At 38.8% G+C, this 20178-nt stretch carries 23 protein-coding genes and 1 riboswitch; of the genes, 16 read left to right on the top strand and 7 right to left on the bottom strand.

The features are described from left to right. Positions 1–37 precede the first annotated feature (37 nt). Entirely contained in the window at positions 38–934 is an 897-nt protein-coding gene (locus NXS00_RS22375) for a hypothetical protein (protein ID WP_258101515.1), read from the top strand. Positions 935–993: 59 nt separating this feature from the next. Here the strand turns inward: NXS00_RS22375 and NXS00_RS22370 are convergent, their stop codons facing one another. After that, on the bottom strand, positions 994–1356 hold the full coding sequence (locus NXS00_RS22370; protein ID WP_258101514.1) for a hypothetical protein: 363 nt from the start codon (positions 1354–1356) through the stop codon (positions 994–996). Positions 1357–1455: 99 nt separating this feature from the next. Here NXS00_RS22370 and NXS00_RS22365 point away from each other — a divergent pair, with 99 nt between their 5' ends. Then, a complete protein-coding gene (locus NXS00_RS22365; RefSeq protein WP_258101513.1) occupies positions 1456–2178 on the top strand; it encodes a methyltransferase family protein in 723 nt (240 codons plus the stop codon). A 4-nt stretch (positions 2179–2182) separates the two neighbouring features. Further along, the gene (locus NXS00_RS22360; protein ID WP_258101512.1) at positions 2183–3067 is read left to right on the top strand and encodes a DMT family transporter; all 885 of its coding nucleotides are present in this window, start codon (positions 2183–2185) and stop codon (positions 3065–3067) included. Here the strand turns inward: NXS00_RS22360 and NXS00_RS22355 are convergent. Both NXS00_RS22355 and NXS00_RS22350 read right to left on the bottom strand, forming a co-directional pair. Continuing rightward, positions 3057–3449, bottom strand: coding sequence for a DUF4348 domain-containing protein (locus NXS00_RS22355; RefSeq protein WP_258101511.1), 393 nt, complete (start codon positions 3447–3449; stop codon positions 3057–3059). The genes NXS00_RS22360 and NXS00_RS22355 overlap by 11 nt on opposite strands. Continuing rightward, positions 3446–4486: a threonine aldolase family protein gene (locus tag NXS00_RS22350; RefSeq protein ID WP_258101510.1), complete on the bottom strand. Its 1041-nt coding sequence runs from the start codon at positions 4484–4486 to the stop codon at positions 3446–3448. Before NXS00_RS22350 ends, NXS00_RS22355 begins: the two co-directional genes overlap by 4 nt. A gap of 255 nt (positions 4487–4741) precedes the next feature. Between NXS00_RS22350 and aroF the strand changes: the two genes are divergently transcribed. Both aroF and NXS00_RS22340 read left to right on the top strand, forming a co-directional pair. Further along, positions 4742–5734, top strand: coding sequence for a 3-deoxy-7-phosphoheptulonate synthase (gene aroF / locus NXS00_RS22345; protein ID WP_258101509.1), 993 nt, complete (start codon positions 4742–4744; stop codon positions 5732–5734). Beyond that, positions 5734–6219 (top strand): KdsC family phosphatase, encoded by a 486-nt coding sequence (locus NXS00_RS22340; protein ID WP_258101508.1) that lies wholly within the window; start codon positions 5734–5736, stop codon positions 6217–6219. The genes aroF and NXS00_RS22340 overlap by 1 nt, the downstream gene beginning before the upstream one ends. Here NXS00_RS22340 and NXS00_RS22335 read toward each other — a convergent pair. Further along, positions 6211–7080 (bottom strand): alpha/beta hydrolase family protein, encoded by an 870-nt coding sequence (locus tag NXS00_RS22335; RefSeq protein WP_258101507.1) that lies wholly within the window; start codon positions 7078–7080, stop codon positions 6211–6213. The genes NXS00_RS22340 and NXS00_RS22335 overlap by 9 nt on opposite strands. Positions 7081–7240: 160 nt before the next feature. Here NXS00_RS22335 and sucD point away from each other — a divergent pair, with 160 nt between their 5' ends. The 6 genes from sucD to NXS00_RS22305 all read left to right on the top strand — a co-directional run bounded on the left by sucD (position 7241) and on the right by NXS00_RS22305 (position 13635). Further along, positions 7241–8113 carry a succinate--CoA ligase subunit alpha gene (gene sucD / locus NXS00_RS22330; protein ID WP_258101506.1) on the top strand — a complete coding sequence of 291 codons (873 nt, stop codon included), beginning with the start codon at positions 7241–7243 and terminating at the stop codon, positions 8111–8113. 100 nt (positions 8114–8213) lie between these two features. Beyond that, positions 8214–9605 (top strand): S41 family peptidase, encoded by a 1392-nt coding sequence (locus NXS00_RS22325; protein ID WP_258101505.1) that lies wholly within the window; start codon positions 8214–8216, stop codon positions 9603–9605. 64 nt (positions 9606–9669) lie between these two features. Further along, a riboswitch (SAM riboswitch) is annotated at positions 9670–9774 on the top strand. 226 nt (positions 9775–10000) lie between these two features. After that, positions 10001–11326: an O-acetylhomoserine aminocarboxypropyltransferase/cysteine synthase family protein gene (locus NXS00_RS22320; protein WP_258101504.1), complete on the top strand. Its 1326-nt coding sequence runs from the start codon at positions 10001–10003 to the stop codon at positions 11324–11326. Then, the gene (locus NXS00_RS22315) at positions 11319–12296 is read left to right on the top strand and encodes a homoserine O-acetyltransferase family protein (protein WP_258101503.1); all 978 of its coding nucleotides are present in this window, start codon (positions 11319–11321) and stop codon (positions 12294–12296) included. The genes NXS00_RS22320 and NXS00_RS22315 overlap by 8 nt, the downstream gene beginning before the upstream one ends. Beyond that, positions 12293–13273 carry a homoserine dehydrogenase gene (locus NXS00_RS22310; protein ID WP_258101502.1) on the top strand — a complete coding sequence of 327 codons (981 nt, stop codon included), beginning with the start codon at positions 12293–12295 and terminating at the stop codon, positions 13271–13273. Before NXS00_RS22315 ends, NXS00_RS22310 begins: the two co-directional genes overlap by 4 nt. A gap of 92 nt (positions 13274–13365) precedes the next feature. Beyond that, on the top strand, positions 13366–13635 hold the full coding sequence (locus NXS00_RS22305) for a YtxH domain-containing protein (RefSeq protein ID WP_258101501.1): 270 nt from the start codon (positions 13366–13368) through the stop codon (positions 13633–13635). 51 nt (positions 13636–13686) lie between these two features. Here the strand turns inward: NXS00_RS22305 and NXS00_RS22300 are convergent, their stop codons facing one another. The 3 genes from NXS00_RS22300 to NXS00_RS22290 form a co-directional block, all read right to left on the bottom strand. Continuing rightward, positions 13687–13839 carry a hypothetical protein gene (locus NXS00_RS22300; RefSeq protein WP_258101500.1) on the bottom strand — a complete coding sequence of 51 codons (153 nt, stop codon included), beginning with the start codon at positions 13837–13839 and terminating at the stop codon, positions 13687–13689. Between the two features lie 124 nt (positions 13840–13963). Beyond that, positions 13964–14122 (bottom strand): hypothetical protein, encoded by a 159-nt coding sequence (locus tag NXS00_RS22295; RefSeq protein WP_258101499.1) that lies wholly within the window; start codon positions 14120–14122, stop codon positions 13964–13966. Between the two features lie 88 nt (positions 14123–14210). Next, complete coding sequence (locus NXS00_RS22290; RefSeq protein ID WP_258101498.1) at positions 14211–14795, bottom strand: methyltransferase family protein; 585 nt, start codon at positions 14793–14795, stop codon at positions 14211–14213. Between the two features lie 45 nt (positions 14796–14840). Between NXS00_RS22290 and NXS00_RS22285 the strand changes: the two genes are divergently transcribed. The 5 genes from NXS00_RS22285 (at position 14841) to NXS00_RS22265 (ending at position 20035) form a co-directional block, all read left to right on the top strand. After that, on the top strand, positions 14841–16061 hold the full coding sequence (locus tag NXS00_RS22285; protein WP_258101497.1) for an NAD(P)-dependent oxidoreductase: 1221 nt from the start codon (positions 14841–14843) through the stop codon (positions 16059–16061). Positions 16062–16107: 46 nt separating this feature from the next. After that, on the top strand, positions 16108–16956 hold the full coding sequence (gene rfbD / locus NXS00_RS22280; protein WP_258101496.1) for a dTDP-4-dehydrorhamnose reductase: 849 nt from the start codon (positions 16108–16110) through the stop codon (positions 16954–16956). 183 nt (positions 16957–17139) lie between these two features. After that, entirely contained in the window at positions 17140–17817 is a 678-nt protein-coding gene (locus NXS00_RS22275; protein ID WP_258101495.1) for a DUF4956 domain-containing protein, read from the top strand. Between the two features lie 3 nt (positions 17818–17820). Next, complete coding sequence (locus NXS00_RS22270) at positions 17821–18813, top strand: HlyD family secretion protein (protein WP_258101494.1); 993 nt, start codon at positions 17821–17823, stop codon at positions 18811–18813. A gap of 40 nt (positions 18814–18853) precedes the next feature. Continuing rightward, on the top strand, positions 18854–20035 hold the full coding sequence (locus NXS00_RS22265; protein WP_258101493.1) for a hypothetical protein: 1182 nt from the start codon (positions 18854–18856) through the stop codon (positions 20033–20035). Positions 20036–20178 lie beyond the last annotated feature (143 nt).

Genomic DNA, 20178 nt, shown 5'->3' with positions numbered 1-20178 from the left:
GTCAAAGATATTGGTTAATTTTAAGGAACCCACAGCTATGAAAAACCTAATAACCTTACTGGTATGTTTTTGCCTTGGTTCGGCAATTCATGCCCAATCTACATACGAAGACAGCACGAAACTGGAATCTACCATTCAGTGGTTGGAAGACAGGCTCACCTACAATTATTACAATGAGAGCGATGATGAATGGTGGATCAATCGATTCACATTTAATGATGAGTCAGAAACCATTACCATCAAAAACATTGCTTCCCCACACCTGGAATCTGTTTCAGACAAGACCTATCTACAACTCAATTTTCGACTGGAAGAATTGAACCCATTCACCATTCAAATTCAGAAAAACAACTCCAATGCAGGCAGATTAGTCAAAGGAAAAGTCATTCGAGTAGGTGCGTACGACAAATCGATCAAGCGTGTTAAAAATGGAAGATTGTCAACCAATCAATCATTTATTTACATCTCGATCCCCGCATTTTTAGAAGACAGTCTGGAGAATTACAGTCAGAATATCGCATTGAAACTAGAAGATGCCATCAAACTATCTACTAAAATCTATAATAAGGGAACCCCTGAAAACAACAAAGTTTTAAAGGAAATGCTTTTTGGTCAGTTCACAGATGAGTCTGGTGCCAAATGGAGCATTCAAAAGGTATTTGAAAACACCTACGAAATACGATCTTCAAATAATGAAACACTGACAGGACTCTATTTTTTAACCATCGGTGACTCCATACAACTCAATTCTATAACGGCCGAATCTTCAAGTTATCAAACACTGCAATTGACAAACGACAGTGATTTAACATTTTCCAATGGAACAGTCAGCATTCAGTTTATTAGTTGGAATGAATTTTTGTGGACCAGTGAAGGGAAAAACACCCTTCTCATACGAGATTGGACAGCTGACAGCTCCCTAAGTGATGACTAAAAAATAACCCTGACGTATGCCAGGGTTATTTAGTTTAGATGTTGTTTAGGGTAACATTGTTAATTATCTGATCTGGTCTTCAGTCCCAGAGTGCTTACGACCTCACCGTAAAGCTCCAACTCAGACGATTTGGGGTTATAATTTGTTGTCAGATAGGAAAAACAAAAATTCACAAAACCTCTTTTGTCCTCTTCATCATGAAGTTCAAGTGTATCAGTTTCGTCCCATTCTTCCAACACTTCAAGCGTGTCTTCTTTAGGCACGCCCAGGTGTTGACCGACAACTACAATTTCCTCTCTCTTTGCCTCTGGATCACTAACTAACTTGGCCAGTGTACACAAAGACTGCATGGTTTTTCGGTCTATCTCTGTAAAAATCATACCAACGAGTTTAGATGATTGTAACACTGCAATATTAATCATTGCAAACGTTTGCAAAAAGTTTTTTTGAATAAAAATTTTAACACTTTAAAGGGTTATTCGATTACTTATCTAATTTCGAATAACTCTTAACGAGCACTGATGATGTTGAAACAAAATGACGAAAAAATTGGAAATTTTCTATTCCGCTATCGAGGTGAGATCCCTGTCCTTTTCTTGATCATCGGATTGTATGTTCGTTACAATCATTACCTGGCAGGAAATCAATATGACAGCTACTATGATTACGCTTGTCTTTTCGTTTCACTGTTAGGTCTTGCAATGCGAGTACATGCGGTAGGATACTCACCAAAAGGAACATCTGGCCGAAATACAGGCAGACAGCTTGCCACTAATTTGAATATGACTGGCCTTTATTCCGTTGTAAGACACCCGCTGTATCTAGCCAATTTCATTATTTGGCTCCCTATTGCCATGTTGAGTTATAGCACATTATTTTGTCTTGCCTTCTTGATCTTTTTTATCTGGTTTTATGTGAAAATCATACAAGTAGAAGAGGAATACTTAGAGAAGAAATTTGGGTTCATGTACCTGGAGTGGAAACATCAAACACCTGCCTTTTTCCCAAACTTCCATCAATATGATAAGTCCTACATGGCGTTTAATTGGAAAAAAGTCCTGAGAAAAGAGAAAAACGGCATTGCTGCGATTTTTGTGACTTACTTTTTCTTTCAGGTGGCACATGCCTTAGGCTCCCATCAAAGTGTCATTATTTTTCTATCAGAGAATGCTTTCTGGATTATTATGATGATAGCATCCGTATCCTACTACTTCGTAATGAAAGTGTTTATTTCCAAATCCTAGTCGCTTGAGTTTCTCAGAAATCAAAAGGCATCTTGCCTTACTTTTTGTAGGCATTTTATATGGTGCAAACTACAGTGTAGTCAAAACAGTAACTCCTGATTTCATCCAACCTTTTGGATTTATTGTCATTCGTGTGGTAGTGGCTACAGCCCTGTTTTGGTTAATCAGCATAGGTATCAAGACAAAAATTGATTGGAAAAAGGATGGCGGCAGAGTGTTTCTGTGTGCCCTGTTTGGTGTAGGCATCAACATGCTAGCATTTTTCAAAGGAGTTAGCTTGACTTCTGCCATCAATGGCTCTATCATCATGACATTAACTCCAGCTATGGTATTTATTACTTCGGCATTGATATTAAAAGAACGAGTTACTGGTCAGAAGATCATAGGCTTACTTATCGGATTCGTTGGAGCATTGATCATTATTTATATGGGTAAATCTGCTGTCAGCCAGGGAGATTGGCGCGGTGATCTTTTAGTTATTCTCAACGCAACTAGTTATGGCACTTATCTAGTTTTAGTGAAACCACTGCTGAGCAAATACGATCCAATTACTTTATCTAAGTGGATATTCTTGATTGGTTGTTTCTTAGTACTCCCTGTAGGTTGGAATGAATTTAGTACTACCGAATGGCACAACTTCACTACTCAAACCTATTGGGCCATTGCTTTTGTTATTATTGGTGTGACATTCATGGTCTACCTACTCAATATCTGGGCAATGAAAAAAGTAAATCCATCTACGGTAGGAGCATATATTTATGTTCAACCAGTATTCGCTGTGTTGATTGCGAGTCTATTCTATGGAGAATCACTAACTTTAATTCACCTGGTAGCGGCCGTTTTAGTCTTTATTGGGGTAGGCTTAATTACCAGACCATTTAAAGGTTGACAGTCTGATAATACACCAAATACCATCTTCCATTTACTTTTTTGAATCGACGTTCCACTGAAAAACCTGAATCAGCCAGCCATACTTTATCAGTAACTAACGTGTCGGTTTTAATAATTTCAGTATCATAATCAGGATCGGAGATATCTGTTACTTTTTGCACGTGTGGCTCCCAATCCTCTTTAGTCCAGGGTTCACCGCCATCGAGACTAACCAACTCCCCCTCTAAGGGAAACTGAACTCTGGTTAATTGAAAATCAAGATCCTTATGAAATTGGTCATAAAAGGAATCAAATGGTTCATCCACCTTAGAGATAGCGACCTTTTTGCTACAGCTAGCCAACAACATGACCGCCAGAGCACATATAGCGAGTTTTTTCATAGACGTCTGATTAAGTCCACCGCTTGCTCCAATTGCTTATCATCAAAATCCAGATGTGTTACAAAACGAACAGCTTGTGGTCCAAAAGCAACAGCATAAAGCCCTAATTGTTCAAATTTGGCTAGCAACTGCTTTGGAGTAAAATTAACCAGTTCAGAGATCACTATGTTGGTTTCTACCGGCAAAACTTGCTCAACAAAATCCTTCTTGGCCATTTCCTCTCCAAGGATTCTTGCCCTTGCATGATCTTCCTTCAATCGATCTATATGATGATCAAGCGCATAATTACAAGCAGCCGCTAGATACCCAACTTGTCTCATTCCTCCTCCAAGAACCTTTCTTACTCGCTTGGCCTCTCTTATATGATCTGCAGTTCCCAGTAATACTGAACCCACGGGTGCACCCAGCCCTTTTGAAAAACAGATAGAAATGGTATCAAAAAGCTCACCATATTCTGAAGGAGACTCACCTGTTTCCACCAATGCATTGAACAACCTAGCACCATCCAAATGCAGGTGTAAACCATTTTCATCACATACTTTTCTGATCGCTTTGATTTCGTTGATGTCATAAATACATCCACCACCTTTGTTCATTGTGTTCTCCAATCCAACGATTGACGTTCTTGGCAAATGGATGTCATCCGGAGGATTAATATTAGCAGCTACCATTTCAGCAGTTATCCTTCCTCGATCGCCATCCAAAAGTTTTGGAGATAGCATAGAATTGTAGGCCATCCCTCCACCTTCGTAGAGATAGATATGAGAACGCTTATCGCAGATCACTTCATCTTGCGGACGAGAAGCTATCCGAAGCGCAATTTGATTAGTCATGGTTCCAGAAGGACAATACAGCGCATCCTCCATACCAAACATTTCTGCCAATCGCTGTTGTAGATGGTTAACAGTTGGATCAGCTCCAAACACATCATCTCCAACCTCTGCTGACATCATCGCTTCCAGCATCGCTGGGGTTGGTTTGGTAACGGTATCGCTTCTCAAGTCTATCATCAGGCTAAAATATCCAATAATAGACATAAAAAAGAGGCCGTTTCAAAAGTCACTCCTAATTGTCATTTCTAAGAAACGAGAAGTTTCACGCTCCCAAATAACAATCATTTAAAATTAGAGTATGATTTCTCCAAAGTCGAAATGACATCTTTTGAAACAGCCTCCAGCACATTAAGACACTTATTTTGTGTTTTTGATTATTAGTCAATTAGGATACTTACCAAACAATGAGAGGTTACAAAGAGTAATCAAATTATCTTTGGCTCAACCCGAATTGCAACCATGATTATTCATTTCAAAAAAGACACGACGAGTACTCAAATTGAAGAACTGAGAAGCGAGATACAAGGAATCATCTTTCAGCAAGACAATGAGTCTATTTTGGTTTCTCCTTCTAGCCTGAAGCAAGTTCCACAACAATTTCAGTCAATCGTCAGCAGCGAATATGTCATGACCTCAGACATACAGTTGGCTGATAAATCCTATATCAAACATCGTGAAATCCAATTGGATGATCTTGTTATTGGAAATGGAATGAACACCCATTTGATTGGAGGACCATGCAGTGTAGAATCCTGGGAGCAAATAGATCAAACAGCTTCTTTCTTGAAAAATTTAGGCATCAAAACCTTAAGAGCTGGCTGTTTCAAGCCGAGAACCAGTCCGTATACTTTTCAAGGTCTTGGTGAAGAAGGACTTGAATTACTTGCTAAAGCAAGGGAAAAGCATGGGCTCAACATCATAACCGAGGTAAAAGATAGTAGCCACATTGACTTGGTTATTGAACATACAGACATAGTTCAGATTGGAACGAAAGCCATGTATGACACTTCTATTTTGCGTAGATGTGGTCAATCAAACAAGCCTATCTTACTAAAACGAGGGTTCGGTTCTACCTTGCAGGAATTCGTTCAGGCCGCAGAATTTATTTTATCACAGGGCAATCCTAACGTCATTCTGTGCGAACGAGGCATTCGAACATTTGAATCCAAAACTCGATTCACTCTTGATTTAACGGGTGTTGCATATATCAAGCACCACATCAATTTACCAATCTTTGTAGATCCAAGCCATGCGATGGGTTACCGCTATGGTGTGCCTGATTTGACCCGAGCAGCTGTTGCCATGGGAATAGACGGATTACTCATTGAAACTCACCCCACCCCAGAAAAAGCTTTATCAGATGCTTCCCAGCAATTGAACTTTGATGAATTTGAACAGATGTATCATAGCCTGCAACCTGTAGCACAAGCGGTAGGCAGAACCATAATTTAATGTCAATAGATAAAGTTAAAAACATTAAAATGCTCATCCTGGACGTAGATGGCACCATGACTGATGGTGGTATCTATGTAATGGAAGACGGCAAACAGTTTAAAAAATTTCATGCGAAAGATGGAATGGGCATTCGCCTGGCGATGAAAGCTGGAGTAGAGGTAGGAATCATTAGTCATAGTTTAGTGGCAGAAATGGTGAGCTCTAGAGCCAATTCGCTAAACATGAAATATTTCTACGTTGGTCAAAGGCCAAAACTAGAAGTACTCAAAGAATGGATGGATGGACTCCATCTGGAATTTGATCAGATTGCGTTTATGGGTGATGACGTCAATGATCAGGAAATCATGGAAACGGTAGGACTAGCTGTTTGTCCTGCTGATGCAGTAGATCAAATCAAAGCAATCTCCGATATCGTTTTAGAACGAAAAGGTGGAGATGCAGCTGTCAGAGAGTTTATTGATCGATTTATACTATCAGTCTAGCTTCTTGATGTGCTGGGTAAAGAAAAACATCGGCATTGGCCATAAAGGTTTTTTGAATTTCTTTTTGAAGAATCCAAAATGGCCAATGTGCTTTAGCTTCAAGTTCTTTGGAGAAATAAACTGGAAAGTAGTTACCGCATTTTTATACTGACTCATCAGACGCTGAGTAGCCTTGGATGGTCCTAGCAGCTTATCATCTTCAATATTTACAAAATGAATTGGTATCCGAACGGACTCAAATCGCTCAATGATTGTTCGATTACCTTGAAGGACACCCCCTTTATGGGTTCCCCATTTTCGCCATTCTAATGCTGCGTTTTTCGGAATAGGAATGTTACCTCCCATTGCCCAACCAGGCAAATAATCAAAAATGAACGTTGTAACCGGGATCAGGAAATACCAGAAAAAGAGCACATAAAGTAACCAAAGCCCTTTCCAACATCCGAAGTAAGCAGATTGAGATCCAACAAAGTAAGCTGCAGTAATTTTCGAATGACTGCTAGCTTTCGGGAAAATCTGGCCAGCCACACTATGCCCGATCAGAAAAAGTTTATCGTATTTTTTCTCACCCCATTTGATCAGAGACTCCAGGTCATAAATACCCCAATCGCTCATTTTTGCTTTGCAGTCTATCACCGATCCATCCAGTGATTTACCAATGCCCCTGTAGTCAAAAGTGACTACATCAAAATCTTTATAATCAGCCGCATATTCCGCAAAACCACGATAATAACCTTGCGGAGCCCCGGTTGCAGGGCAAACAATAATTAAATGATTGCTTTTAGTATCTCCAGTATAGAGAGTAGCACTTATATTTGTCTGATCACCAGTAGTGATCTCAAAAGCTTCAGCTTGAGCCATTCTTACAATTTGGTACAGATCGGTAGAAAACGCTGCGGTAATAAACAACTGGCGTCCACAAATGTATATATATACTTTAAATATGGGTTAAATATGGCAATCCATTTGTCAATGTTACCATTTCAAATATTTTTGCAACTCAAATAGAAAACAATCCAAAATGAGTGTTCTAGTCAATAAAGATTCTAAGATCATCGTTCAGGGATTCACTGGTTCAGAAGGTACGTTCCATGCATCACAGATGATCGAATATGGTAGCAATGTTGTAGGTGGAGTAACTCCAGGTAAAGGAGGACAGACTCACCTTGACAAACCAGTATTCAACACAGTGAAAGAAGCTGTTGATGCTACTGGAGCAGATGTAACTATCATCTTCGTGCCACCAGCATTTGCTGCAGACGCCATTATGGAGGCTGCTGATGCAGGTATCAAGGTAATTGTAACCATCACGGAAGGTATTCCTGTGAAAGACATGATGCTTGCGAAACCATACGCTAAGAAGAGAGGCGCTACTTTGGTAGGTCCTAACTGCCCTGGAGTAATTACTCCAGAAGGTGCTAAAGTTGGTATCATGCCAGGTTTCATATTCAAAAAAGGAAACGTAGGTATTGTATCTAAATCAGGTACATTAACTTACGAAGCTGCTGATCAGGTAGTAAAAGCTGGATATGGTATCACTACTGCTATTGGTATTGGTGGAGACCCAATCATTGGTACATCTACTAAAGAAGCCGTTCAATTGCTAATGGATGACCCTGAAACTGAAGCAATCGTAATGATTGGTGAAATCGGAGGTAACTACGAAGCAGAAGCAGCTCGTTGGATCAAAGAAAATGGAAACAAAAAACCTGTTGTAGGATTTATCGCTGGACAAACAGCGCCTCCAGGTAGAAGAATGGGTCACGCAGGTGCAATCATTGGCGGTGCAGATGACACAGCTGAAGCCAAAATGAAAATTATGGCTGAGAATGGTGTGCACGTGGTAAGCTCACCTGCAGATATTGGAGAGACCATCAAAAAGGTTTTAGCATAATTTTAATTCCTAGATATTTTATTGAAGACCGGCTAAATTTTTTGGCCGGTTTTTTTGTTTTAAATGCTTAGCATAAATTAGATGTTCTAAAAATCCAGTTATGAAAAATATTTTGAAGTCTACTTTTCTTCTTTCCCTTGGTTCATTGATTTTTCTTTTCTCTTGTGGAAAAGATGAAGATCCAGGAACTGAATTGGATCAGATAAATAACTGGATATATGCCAACATGGACTTCTATTATTTCTGGACAGATGAAATACCATCAAAACCGGAAACCAACGTTGATCCTGCAAATTTCTTTGAGAGTCTCTTATCCAATAAAGACCGTTTCTCATTTATTTACGACAACTACGAGGAACTCGTCAATTTATTGAATGGCGTATCATTGGAGTCTGGATTTGAGTTCAAACTTTATCTGGAAGAATCAGGCAGTTCCAATGTAATCATGCAATTATCTTACATCAAAGCAAACTCACCGGCTTCTGATCTTAATCTCAAAAGAGGTGATATTGTTTATGAAATCAATGGCACACAGTTAACAACTTCCAATTACCAAAACCTACTTTCAAGTCTTAATTCTGAATATGAGCTAACTTATAGAAGATTCAATTTTGAGACTGAAGAGTTTGATGATCAAGGGTCCGTTTCGTTGACCCCTATCGTTTATTCTGAAAACCCTTTTTTATTAGATTCAGTGTATGATTTTGATGGTAAAAAAGTAGGATACCTGGTCTACAATTTCTACTCTCCAGGATCTGGAGGAGCTTATGATGATCAGATGGACGCCATTTTCAGCAACTTTAAAGCTGCAGGAATACAAGACTTTATACTTGACCTAAGATTTAACTCTGGTGGAAGTGAAACCTCTGTAAGAAACCTGACTAGTTTGATGGTCAAAAATGCTTCTTCTGCTGACTTAGTATTTAAGAAAACGTACAATCCACAGGTGGAAGAAGTCATTCTTGACGATCCAGATCTTGGAGAAGACTTCCTGAATGTTCATTTTTTGGATAAATCAGAAAACATTGGATCACAATTAACCTCAGGAACTGTATACGTTTTGACTTCCAACCGAAGTGCATCTGCCTCAGAAGTAACGATTAATTCACTAAAACCATTCATGGATGTATATGTGGTAGGTGACACCACAGTAGGAAAAGATGTTGGGTCCATCACCATCAATGATGACGAAAATGACGCCAATGATTGGGCGATTCAACCAATCGTTGTGAAACTGGTAAATAATGATGGAGAGGATTATCCAAATGGCCATTACCCAGACCTTGTCATTGAAGACAACTTCCTGGTATTAAGGCCATTAGGAGATGTTAACGAACCTCTTTTCGGAAGTGCCTTAGCGGCAATAGGAATTCTTCCTGCACGTGTTGATTTCCCTCAAGCAGAGCCTATTAGACAGGTTTATTCTTCATTGGATAAAAAGCCATGGACGGGTAAATTCTTGTTGGAAGAAAATCAAATTCTTCAAGAATAGTTTGAGATTTTTTGCAAACTAAAATTTCCGTATTACGTTTGCCATCTCAAATCGGTACTAGATCGATTTATAAAGAAGCGCTGAGAGACAGGCTCTGAGAAGCGCTAGCAACCCCCACCCTAAACGGGAAGGTGCTAATTCCTGAACGATAAATTGATAGTTATGAAATTCAACAAAATCTCGTTCGCGAAAGCAAACGTTTCATTGCAAGGCAGTGAAACCAATCACTCTATTGTTTCTGATTACATCAGCAATGCTTGCTGTATGTGTTGTATGAGCTAATCCCGCAAGTTTGATTCAAGCAGCTTGATCAATCCTGCCGGCCAGGTCATCTTGACTGTCTCCGGTCAGAAAAGCACACATACTCATTTTTTCAACACAAAAATTTTAAAGCAATGTCTGATTATAAATTCGAAACACTACAACTACACGCAGGTCAAGAAGTCGATCCAACTACCGGTTCCCGAGCAGTACCTATTTATCAAACAACCTCTTATGTATTCAAAAATGCAGAACATGGTGCAAATCTGTTCGCATTGAAAGAGTTTGGAAACATCTATACAAGGATCATGAATCCCACTACAGATGTTTTCGAACAGCGAATAGCGGCATTAGAAGGTGGTGTGGCTGCAGTGGCAACCGGTTCTGGACAAGCGGCACAATTCCTGGCTCTCAACAATATTCTTCAAGCTGGAGACAACTTCGTCTCTACGTCCTTCCTTTATGGAGGTACTTACAACCAGTTCAAAGTAGCCTTCAAAAGATTAGGAATAGAAGCCCGCTTTGCAGAAAGTGATCAAGCTGAAGAGTTTGAAAAACTAATTGATGATAATACCAAAGCGATCTATCTGGAAACACTAGGGAATCCTGGATTCAATGTGCCAGATTTTGAAGCAATTGCAGCAGTAGCTGATAAACACAACATTCCATTAGTTGTCGATAATACCTTTGGCGCTGGTGGATACTTATTCAGACCAATTGAGCACGGAGCAGCAGTAGTTACTGCTTCTGCCACTAAATGGATTGGTGGACATGGTACTAGCGTTGGTGGAGTTATCATCGACAGTGGAAAATTCAATTGGGCGAATGGAAAGTTCCCACAGTTTACAGAGCCATCTGAAGGCTATCATGGCCTGGTATTCTGGGATGTCTTTGGTGAGGGAAACCCACTAGGTCTGCCAAATATTGCCTTTGCCATCAGAGCCAGAGTGGAAGGTTTACGCGATTTTGGCCCTGCCTTAAGTCCATTTAACAGCTTCTTACTAACCCAAGGTTTAGAAACACTTTCCTTGAGAGTACAAAGAACGGTAGACAATGCATTGGAACTTGCTCAGTGGTTGGAATCTCATCCATTGGTTGAATCCGTAAATTATCCAGGCCTGGAAAGCAGTAGCTACCATGAGCTTGCCAAAAAATACCTTAGAAACGGATTTGGTGGAGTATTGTCATTCACAATCAAAGGTGAAAAAGAAGAAGCAACTGGCTTAATCGACAATCTGAAGCTTGTGAGTCATTTAGCAAATGTGGGTGATGCCAAAACGTTGATCATTCAACCATCAGCCACTACGCACCAGCAATTGACCAGTGAGGAGCAGCTACATGCTGGAGTATTACCAAATTTATTAAGAGTCTCTGTTGGGATAGAGCACATTGATGACATCAAAACTGACTTCCAACAAGCATTTGAAAAAATATACGCTCAGAAAATAGACAATGAGTAAAACAACAAAAATAGAGCCTAAATCGATAATCCTCAAGGCTAAAGATCCAATCGTTCTGGAGTGTGGAGACACACTTCAGAATGTGCGGATTGCTTACACCACGTGGGGCACACTTAATGAGACCAAATCTAATGTGGTTTGGGTATTTCATGCGCTTACCGCGAATGGTAATCCTCAGGAATGGTGGCCAGAAATGGTAGGATACGATCAGGTAATTAACCCGGAAGAACACTTTATCATCTGTGCCAACATGTTGGGTTCCTGCTACGGGACTACAGGACCGACCAACATGAATTTCCCTTTGGTCACAATTAATGACATGGTGAAAGCTCACAAGATTTTGAAAAATCACCTCGAGCTTGACAAAATATATCTTGGAATTGGTGGCTCGATGGGAGGCCAACAGCTTTTAGAATGGGCTGTTCAGGAACCTGAACTTTTTGAGAACATCGTTCCTCTCGCTACAAATGCCTTCCATTCACCTTGGGGCATTGCTTTTAATGAGGCACAGCGCATGGCATTAGAAAATATCGACTCTGCTAAAGGTCTGGAGGCAGCTAGAGCGATCGCTATGTTATCGTATCGTCATTATGACACTTACAATAGCACACAAAAGGATGTAGATCAACGTTGGGATAATTTTTCAGCATCTTCCTATCAGAAATATCAAGGTGAGAAGCTTAGAAAACGCTTCTCAGTGCCGAGCTATTATTGCTTATCCAAAGCTATGGACAGCCACCATTTAGGAAGGCACTTCGGGTCTGCAGAGGCAGCCTTAAAAAGAATTACGTCTCGTTCATTGGTCATAGGAATTAGTAGTGATATGCTGTTCCCTCCTCATGAACAGAAATTCCTGGCAGCCAACATTCCTAACTCTTCATTAGAAATTATCAACTCCCATTACGGACATGATGGATTCTTAACAGAAGCAGAAACAATTTCCCAACTACTAAAAGAATTTTTAAAATGACGAAGGTCCTTGGATTGTTTGGTTTTGGAGAAGTAGCCAGAGGTTTTTATCAAACCCTGCAAACGAATTCTCATCTAGACGTACGCATCAAATCAGTATGCATTAAAAACCGTGAGAAACTCCGGGATCTGGATCCAGCCGTTTTCACTACGGAAGCGAGTGAATTGTTAAATGATCCAGAGATTGACATCATAGTAGAACTAACTGACGATGCTGAAGCAAGCTATGAGATCGTCAAAACTGCTCTGACAGCTGGAAAAGGGGTAATCTCTGCCAACAAAAAGATGATTGCTGAACACATAGATGAAGTAGCCACATGGCATGAGCAATTTGAAGCTCCTTTCTTATATGAAGCCGCTGTGGCAGGATCCATTCCGATTTTGCACAATCTGGAGCAGTTCTTCAAGCAACAAGAAATCTCCTCTATCAGAGCAATTCTCAATGGGTCAACCAACTACATTCTTTCCAAAATGAGAGAAGAAGGTTTGTCATTTGAGGATGCGTTGCAATTGGCTCAAGACAAGGGTTTTGCTGAAAGCGATCCAACCTTGGACATTTCTGGCAAGGATGCTTTGTACAAATTGATCATATTGACTTATCATGCCTTTGGAGATATCATTACAGATCTACAACAAGTAAGACTGGAAGCAATCACCAATATGGAGGATCATTTTTATGAAATGGCGAAAAGTCAGGGATTGAAAATTAAGTCTATTGCAACTGCTACTCGAAAAAACGGTAAAACAAGCATCAAAGTACAGCCAGAGCTAATAAACTCCAATGATGACCTGTTTGAAATAGAATATGAAAACAATGCTATAGTAATTGACGCGAGCTATTCTGGCAAACAAACATTCATAGGAAAGGGAGCAGGAAGTCTACCTACAGGATCAGCTGTCATCAATGATTTATCATTATTGCTTTCTGGGTTTAAGTACAAAAAACACCCCCGAAAAAGTATTTTGAAATCCGCTTAAGATAGAAATCTTCAGCTTCTTTTAAACAATAGGTAGTTTATAACGTTCATATAGTAGAACATTTCAATAATTGAATTTAAATATTTTTAGATATGAGCGCAGGTAAAACACTTTTAACTCTAGTAGCAGGTATCGCTTCAGGTCTTGCAATTGCATATTATGCTGATCCAAAAGGTAGCAAGCAAAAGCTCAAAAAAATTGAGAAAGACATCAAGAAAACAAGAAAGAATCTTGATAAAAAACTAGATTCATACAAAGGCACATACAACGAAGTGGTAGACAAATATGCTTCTAAGTCAAAGGCCTTAATTGATGAAGCTAAAGGAATCGTGGACAATGCTAAAGCCAAGGCAAAAGCGTAAGATTTAATATTGTCAAATATTGAAGCATCAATCGACCGGTTGATGCTTTTTTTATGCAAAAACTAAAGTAAACAGTCCTCCTGTAAGCAATGTAACTACTAGAAGTTTGACCAAAGTATTATTGATCTGCTTGTCAATAACTTGATTGAACTGTTCCCAATTTTCGATGTAAGCTACAAGTGGGTGTTTGCTATTATTTTCCATGATCAATATCGATTAGTGTCTTTATTATTTTACTGACTTACGGATATGCAAAATCAAACAGATTCATGATTTACTTAAAATACGGGATAAGCCTATGCAATTAGGTATATCAACTAGTTCTGCTTTATTGTGTGATGTATGAAAGCAACATCATCACTGAAATACACCCAATCAATATTTTCAGCATGGAATAACGAAATTGCTTTCTGTCAATGGAATTGAATGCCTGCCAGTTTCTGATGTAGGCAACAAGCGGATGTATATTGGTAGGTCTAGTAAACATAAGGGCGTCGATTTAGAGTTCAAATGTATCGATCTTCTCAATTAAGATCTCGCCAAAAACATGCAAATTCTTGCCAATCTAACTTCAATTACCTTCTCAAACGAGGAACCAAAGCCGAAACCTCCTTTTTATATTTCAAATAGGCTTCACCGAACTGATCTATTAACTTCTGTTCTTCCCACTTGATTCCTAAAGGTAAATAGGCGAAAATCACTAAATCAGTGATCAGAATAATATCTGTGGGATGATACATCAATAGTCCAACCAAAACCAAGATGGTACCTGTGTAAATCGGATGTCTTATGTATCCATGCAATCCATCAGTGATCAACCCAGAATACACTTCTTTCTTGAGGCCAAGAAAAGCAGGACCAGACATATAGCGAAATGAAACTACCAATATGATAACTCCCCATGAAGCTATAATCATGGACACATATTTCAACCAACCTGTTGGCAAAAACAATTCATGACTTGGGATAATGAGCATTTGATAGAATATGTAAAAAATCCCAACCGTACTGATCAAAGAGTAAAGCAATCTATAAAACTGAACCCTTACTCTTAAGTTTTTATATGCCCAATCTTTTGCGGTTTGTGATGCCAGCAAGCTATGAAGTAACAAATAGCCTGACCAGAGTACTACAATAAGAAGATATGTATTCCAGCTCATCAAAATGTTTAGATTTGCGCCCATCAAGATAACATAAACAACACTATGGCAGCAGTTAAGATTGGAATAATTAAGGAAGGAAAAGTACCTATTGACAGACGTGTACCACTTACTCCATTTCAAGCGAGACAAGTAAAAGAACGATTCAAAGACATTGAATTGGTTGTACAATCTTCTGACATACGCTGTTTCACAGATGAAGACTATCAAAATGAGGATATTCAGATTGTTGACAATGTCGATGACTGTGACATTCTACTTGGTGTGAAAGAAGTTCCAATTCCATCTTTGCTAGAGGGAAAGACTTATTTCTTCTTTTCACATACCATCAAAAAACAACCATACAACCAAAAGCTAATGCGTGAGCTCTTGGATAAGAAAATACGAATGGTTGATTATGAAACCCTCACAGACCAATCTGGCAAAAGAATTATTGCCTTTGGTAGATGGGCAGGTATTGTAGGAGCTTACAATGGTGTATTGACTTACGGAAACCGATACAACTTATTCCATCTTCGACCTGCACATGAGTGTTTTGACCTTGAAGACCTCAAGACAGAATATAGCAAAGTAAAACTTCCTGCGATCAAGATTGCTATAACCGGTGGTGGTCGAGTAGCCAAAGGATCTATAGAGGTAATGCATGGTATGAGCATCCGAAAAGTTTCCCCGGCCGAATATCTGACTAAAGAGTTTGACTACCCTGTATTCACACAATTGAATACTCGAGATTATCATGTAAGAAAAGAAGGTGGTGAGTTTAGCCGTCATGAGTTCTATAAAACTCCTGAAAACTATGATTCAGATTTCCTGAAATTTGCTCATACAACTGATCTACTAATCGCTGCTGCTTACTGGGATCCACATTCTCCCGTACTGTTCAAGCGTGAAGACATTGTAAAAAGTGATTTCAAAATCAACGTAATTGCAGATATCACATGTGACATAGAAGGATCCATTCCTAGTACCAAACAACCAAGTACTATCGAAGATCCTGTTTATGATTATAACCCAAGTGATGATCAGGTAGAAGCCGCATTTACTGATGAAGGCAACATCACTGTAATGGCTGTAGATAATCTTCCGTGCGAATTACCACGAGATGCTTCAGAAAGTTTTGGTAATGAGCTATTGAATAATGTTCTGCCTGAATTGCTAGGTGATGACAGCAAAGAAGTAATCAAACGTGCGACCATTACTGAAGGTGGAGATTTAACAGATCGTTACGAATATCTTAGAGATTACGCCGAAGGCAAGGAATCTTAAATTTACACGAAGTAGACAGTCAACAAAGATTAATTAACTTATAGAGATGAAAATATTAGTCACAGGTAGTGGAGGGCAGTTAGGTTCTGAATTACAATTCTTAAAAGATCAGTATTCGACCTTCGAGTTTACTTTTTCGGACTATCCGGAGATGGATATTACCAATAAAGATGGACTAAAGACTGCATTCGAGCAGGGCAACTTTGATTTTTGCATCAATTGCGCAGCATATACGGCTGTAGATAAAGCTGAAGATGACCGTACCGCCTGTGACAATATCAATGTTTTAGGAAGTAAGAATCTCGCTGAGCTATGCAAGGAATATGATGTCACGCTTTTTCATATTTCTACAGACTTTGTCTTTGATGGCACTTCATCTAAACCTTTGAAAGAAGATCAAGCGACTTCTCCTGTTAACTACTATGGTGTATCAAAGCTGAATGGAGAACTGGAAGTAGCAAAGTCACTGGATAAATATTTCATTTTTAGAACATCCTGGTTGTATTCCACTTTTGGAAACAACTTTGTCAAAACCATGATCAAGCTCTCCGAAAATCGTGATGAATTGAACATCATAGCTGATCAAATTGGCTCCCCTACTTATGCGCGTGATTTAGCACAATCAATTCTGGATATTATCAGTTCTGGAAGTACGAATTACGGGTTGTATCACTACAGCAATCAAGGGGTCGCTTCATGGTATGATTTCACCTGTGCGATCTTCGAATACAAGTCAATCGACACCAAGGTTCAACCGATTCCTACTGAGAAATACCCTACACCAGCAGCTCGTCCACACTACAGCGTGATGGATAAATCAAAATTTGAAAAAATATTTGAAAAAAATATTCCTCACTGGAGGACTAGCTTGAAAAAGTGCCTTCAATCGCTTTGATCTATGAGCTAACCAATTTCATCAACAAAAGAATATTGTTATTCAATCAACAAAAAATCAATCCATCGAACAACTGTCCATCTGAAGTATAGATTGAGAAAATGGTTTAAATAATTCAATAAAGCTGGTATCGTTATACAAACAGAACTCTTTATATTGTTAAGGGAATGTTAAGTAATACTGATGCTAGAATCTCTAACTAAAGAAACTTTGTATGAATATCCTTCATTCAAAGTTGCCTTATTTTCAATCCTCTTATCGTTCGTTTTAAGTTCGATAATTGCTTTCACTTATTATCTCACGAATAAGGAAATGGCCTTTTCAAGGAATTTCTTACAGGCGATGATACTGAGTGCAGTAGTTAGCTGTATGGTGATTATGGCTGTTGGCAACAATGTAGCTGCAGGTTTCGGAATCATCGGAGCTATTGCAATTATACGATTTCGGGTAACTGTTCAGAATCCACGTAACATTATCTTCATATTCTCTACACTCTCTGTTGGAGTAGCTTCTGGTGTATATGGATATTCCATAGCATTAGCCGGAACTGTTGTATTCTGCTTTATAGCCATGCTCCTTCATTTTTCCAAATTCGGAGGTGTTACCATTGCGAAAGAATGCTCTCTTCAACTCATCGTGAGCAATGAATATGATGATCGAAATATACCAGCAATTCTGGACGAATATTGTGAATACATCCGACTCACAAACTTAAGCAGCACCAAATTAGGCAAGAGACTAGGATATTTTCTCATTCTCAAAAAGGAGACAGATAGAGATCAATTGTTTGCAACTCTCAATGATGAGGAAGGAATATCCAATATCAAAATAGAGCGAGATGACAACCTTGACAAAATCTAAAACATGAAAAACTATCTATTATTCATCTTTTGGATCTGTTTGGCGGTTGTTTTAGCCTTTATAGCATTCAATTCCGAAGACTCAGCGGCTATTCTGGCAGAAGTAGAGCCAAATAGTTATACGATCAGTTTCCAAAAGACAGTCCGTGTAAAAGAAATTTACGTAGTTCCTGGTCAGCAAGTAAAATCGGGTGATCGTTTACTAAAAGTGGAACGTCCGGACCTTTTGCTTGAAAAAGAAAACATCGAAAACAAAATCGCCCTACTACAGAGTAATCAGAACAAGAAAGAGCTGCAGAAAAGAAACAAACAATACCTCAACGACCTGGAATATGACCTCAAAAAGAAACAGTTAAATGCTGAAATAGAAGAAATCAACCTCACACTTGACCAAAGAAGCAAAGTCCTTGGCGATTTGAAACGTTTAAATTTTGAATATAGGTCTGCACCCGATTCTATACTTCAAAACAAACTCACACTGTTGGGTGAGGAGTTAGCATTGCTTGATCGTGAGCATGGACTAAAATTGAGTGAAATCAACTCAGTTTTTGAATTGGAACAAACGAATACCCTTGCCGAGATCACCCTTTTAAAAAAACAGATTAACCTCCTCAATGAAGAAGAGTTTGAGCTTATTCAGTATGCTCGAGTAGATGGGGCCATCGGCAGCATCAATATCGAAATTGATCAACTAGTTCCTTCCTATACCAATATGCTTTCTGTCTATGAAAACAATCCGACCATCATCAGAGCCTTCACCAATGAACACAACAACACAGATTTAACCAGTGGAAGTGAAGTATTGGTAGAATCAACCAATCGTCAATACAGAATTCAAGGAACAATCGTGGAAGTAGGCAGCAGAATTATCGAATACCCAGAGCGATTGAGAACCTTTGATCAGCTCCCTTCCTGGGGAAGAGAAATATTTATCAAAATACCAGAAGAAAGCAAATTTTTAAATGGAGAGAAAGTATTTGTCATATTGGACTATTAACAGCATTTGTCTGAGTCTTGTGATCACATGCTCTTCATTAATGAATCAAGCATTTGCTCAACAAGGCACTTTTGTTGATGATTTTTTAAATGGGTCTTACGAAGCGCTGAAAGTAAAGCTCTATGAGCAGGAATTGACTTTTTTGGATGATGATCCAATCAAATCTTCATGGATTCGAGAAGTTGAAATCAGAGCAAAGGCCAAACATTACAACGAGACCATTGATGATTATCGATTTCGGGTTTCCCCTACCAATCCGTGGGAGATAAAAGCCAACAAATCCTATCAGAGTCAATTGAAGGAAGTTTCTGAAATTAATTATTCCCTCGCCATCAGCAAAGAATTAAAAAAGCGCTATCTCATATTGATTACTAGCTACTATCAGTATCAAAAACTTCAGCTGATCGACGAAGAACTACAAGTCAAAAAATTAACGGTCGATACTGACATTTCTACCGGTAAAAACCTAGATCCGGTTGACTTAATAGAGATCGAATCGAGAATTTCAGAATTAGAAATTAAAAGAACGACACTTGAACTAGATCATCTAGATGCAATCATTCCCATTCAAAATGAATCACAAAGTGAGGTAACATGGAAAGACTGGAAGATGATAAAACCAGCAAAAATTTTAGAATTAGTTTATGCATATGACACATCCCAATTACAGAACATTCATAAAACACTAGCCGATTCAAAATTTGATCTAAAAAAGCGAATGTATCAGGTCAACAAATCTGAATCTTTCGGAAACATCGGCTTTATGCAAGCCAATATGGACCTGGATCAAGGTTCGGATTTCAATGATCACCTGGGTTTTCAAATTGGGATATCTATACCAATAGTCAATAAAAAGAAAGCTGACCTGGCCAGAGATCGATTTGACCTAATAGAAAGTCAAAACAATGTAGATCAAACTTATGAAGAAGTCGATTTCGAACTCACATCGATAACAAAAAAGGTCAGTTCACTTTATCAGCTAATAAAGCTTATAGATGATAAATTGTCTAGAAGTGTAATTCTATCAGAAAGAGTTGAGCAAAACCCTACTCCCGGTGCTGTGATTAAGCTAGAACAATACAGAGTAGAGCTCAAAAACCAAAGAAACAATGTCTATCAGGATCTGTTGATAGCCTATATTGAGTATTTAGACCTTAGTGGCCTGCTAGCTTCCAATAAAAACCTGAATTACCTTTCCCCAAACCTCAATTCGATACATTAAACCCAGATTATTCAATAGAATATTAGAAGTTGGACCCATCCTAAAATAAGTTGACAGATTATTACTTAATACTAGATGTAGTTTACAATGATACTACAAAGTCCTATTTGCACTTTACAGAGATTACTTTAATCCTGATTGAA

Origin of the sequence: Marinoscillum pacificum (genome assembly GCF_024714495.1) — a bacterium.
In the GTDB taxonomy this organism is placed as follows: domain Bacteria; phylum Bacteroidota; class Bacteroidia; order Cytophagales; family Cyclobacteriaceae; genus Marinoscillum; species Marinoscillum pacificum.
The sequence above is the reverse complement of the archived record's forward strand: the minus strand, read 5'-3'. Positions and strand labels throughout refer to the sequence as shown.

Coding starts and splice junctions, on each gene's coding strand:
- NXS00_RS22375 (WP_258101515.1), top strand. CDS start 38: ATGAAAAACCTAATAACCTTACTGGTATGTTTTTGCCTTGGTTCGGCA.
- NXS00_RS22370 (WP_258101514.1), bottom strand. CDS start 1,356: ATGATTAATATTGCAGTGTTACAATCATCTAAACTCGTTGGTATGATT.
- NXS00_RS22365 (WP_258101513.1), top strand. CDS start 1,456: ATGATGTTGAAACAAAATGACGAAAAAATTGGAAATTTTCTATTCCGC.
- NXS00_RS22355 (WP_258101511.1), bottom strand. CDS start 3,449: ATGAAAAAACTCGCTATATGTGCTCTGGCGGTCATGTTGTTGGCTAGC.
- NXS00_RS22350 (WP_258101510.1), bottom strand. CDS start 4,486: ATGTCTATTATTGGATATTTTAGCCTGATGATAGACTTGAGAAGCGAT.
- aroF (WP_258101509.1), top strand. CDS start 4,742: ATGATTATTCATTTCAAAAAAGACACGACGAGTACTCAAATTGAAGAA.
- NXS00_RS22340 (WP_258101508.1), top strand. CDS start 5,734: ATGTCAATAGATAAAGTTAAAAACATTAAAATGCTCATCCTGGACGTA.
- NXS00_RS22335 (WP_258101507.1), bottom strand. CDS start 7,080: ATGGCTCAAGCTGAAGCTTTTGAGATCACTACTGGTGATCAGACAAAT.
- sucD (WP_258101506.1), top strand. CDS start 7,241: ATGAGTGTTCTAGTCAATAAAGATTCTAAGATCATCGTTCAGGGATTC.
- NXS00_RS22325 (WP_258101505.1), top strand. CDS start 8,214: ATGAAAAATATTTTGAAGTCTACTTTTCTTCTTTCCCTTGGTTCATTG.
- NXS00_RS22320 (WP_258101504.1), top strand. CDS start 10,001: ATGTCTGATTATAAATTCGAAACACTACAACTACACGCAGGTCAAGAA.
- NXS00_RS22315 (WP_258101503.1), top strand. CDS start 11,319: ATGAGTAAAACAACAAAAATAGAGCCTAAATCGATAATCCTCAAGGCT.
- NXS00_RS22310 (WP_258101502.1), top strand. CDS start 12,293: ATGACGAAGGTCCTTGGATTGTTTGGTTTTGGAGAAGTAGCCAGAGGT.
- NXS00_RS22305 (WP_258101501.1), top strand. CDS start 13,366: ATGAGCGCAGGTAAAACACTTTTAACTCTAGTAGCAGGTATCGCTTCA.
- NXS00_RS22300 (WP_258101500.1), bottom strand. CDS start 13,839: ATGGAAAATAATAGCAAACACCCACTTGTAGCTTACATCGAAAATTGG.
- NXS00_RS22295 (WP_258101499.1), bottom strand. CDS start 14,122: ATGTTTACTAGACCTACCAATATACATCCGCTTGTTGCCTACATCAGA.
- NXS00_RS22290 (WP_258101498.1), bottom strand. CDS start 14,795: ATGAGCTGGAATACATATCTTCTTATTGTAGTACTCTGGTCAGGCTAT.
- NXS00_RS22285 (WP_258101497.1), top strand. CDS start 14,841: ATGGCAGCAGTTAAGATTGGAATAATTAAGGAAGGAAAAGTACCTATT.
- rfbD (WP_258101496.1), top strand. CDS start 16,108: ATGAAAATATTAGTCACAGGTAGTGGAGGGCAGTTAGGTTCTGAATTA.
- NXS00_RS22275 (WP_258101495.1), top strand. CDS start 17,140: ATGCTAGAATCTCTAACTAAAGAAACTTTGTATGAATATCCTTCATTC.
- NXS00_RS22270 (WP_258101494.1), top strand. CDS start 17,821: ATGAAAAACTATCTATTATTCATCTTTTGGATCTGTTTGGCGGTTGTT.
- NXS00_RS22265 (WP_258101493.1), top strand. CDS start 18,854: ATGAATCAAGCATTTGCTCAACAAGGCACTTTTGTTGATGATTTTTTA.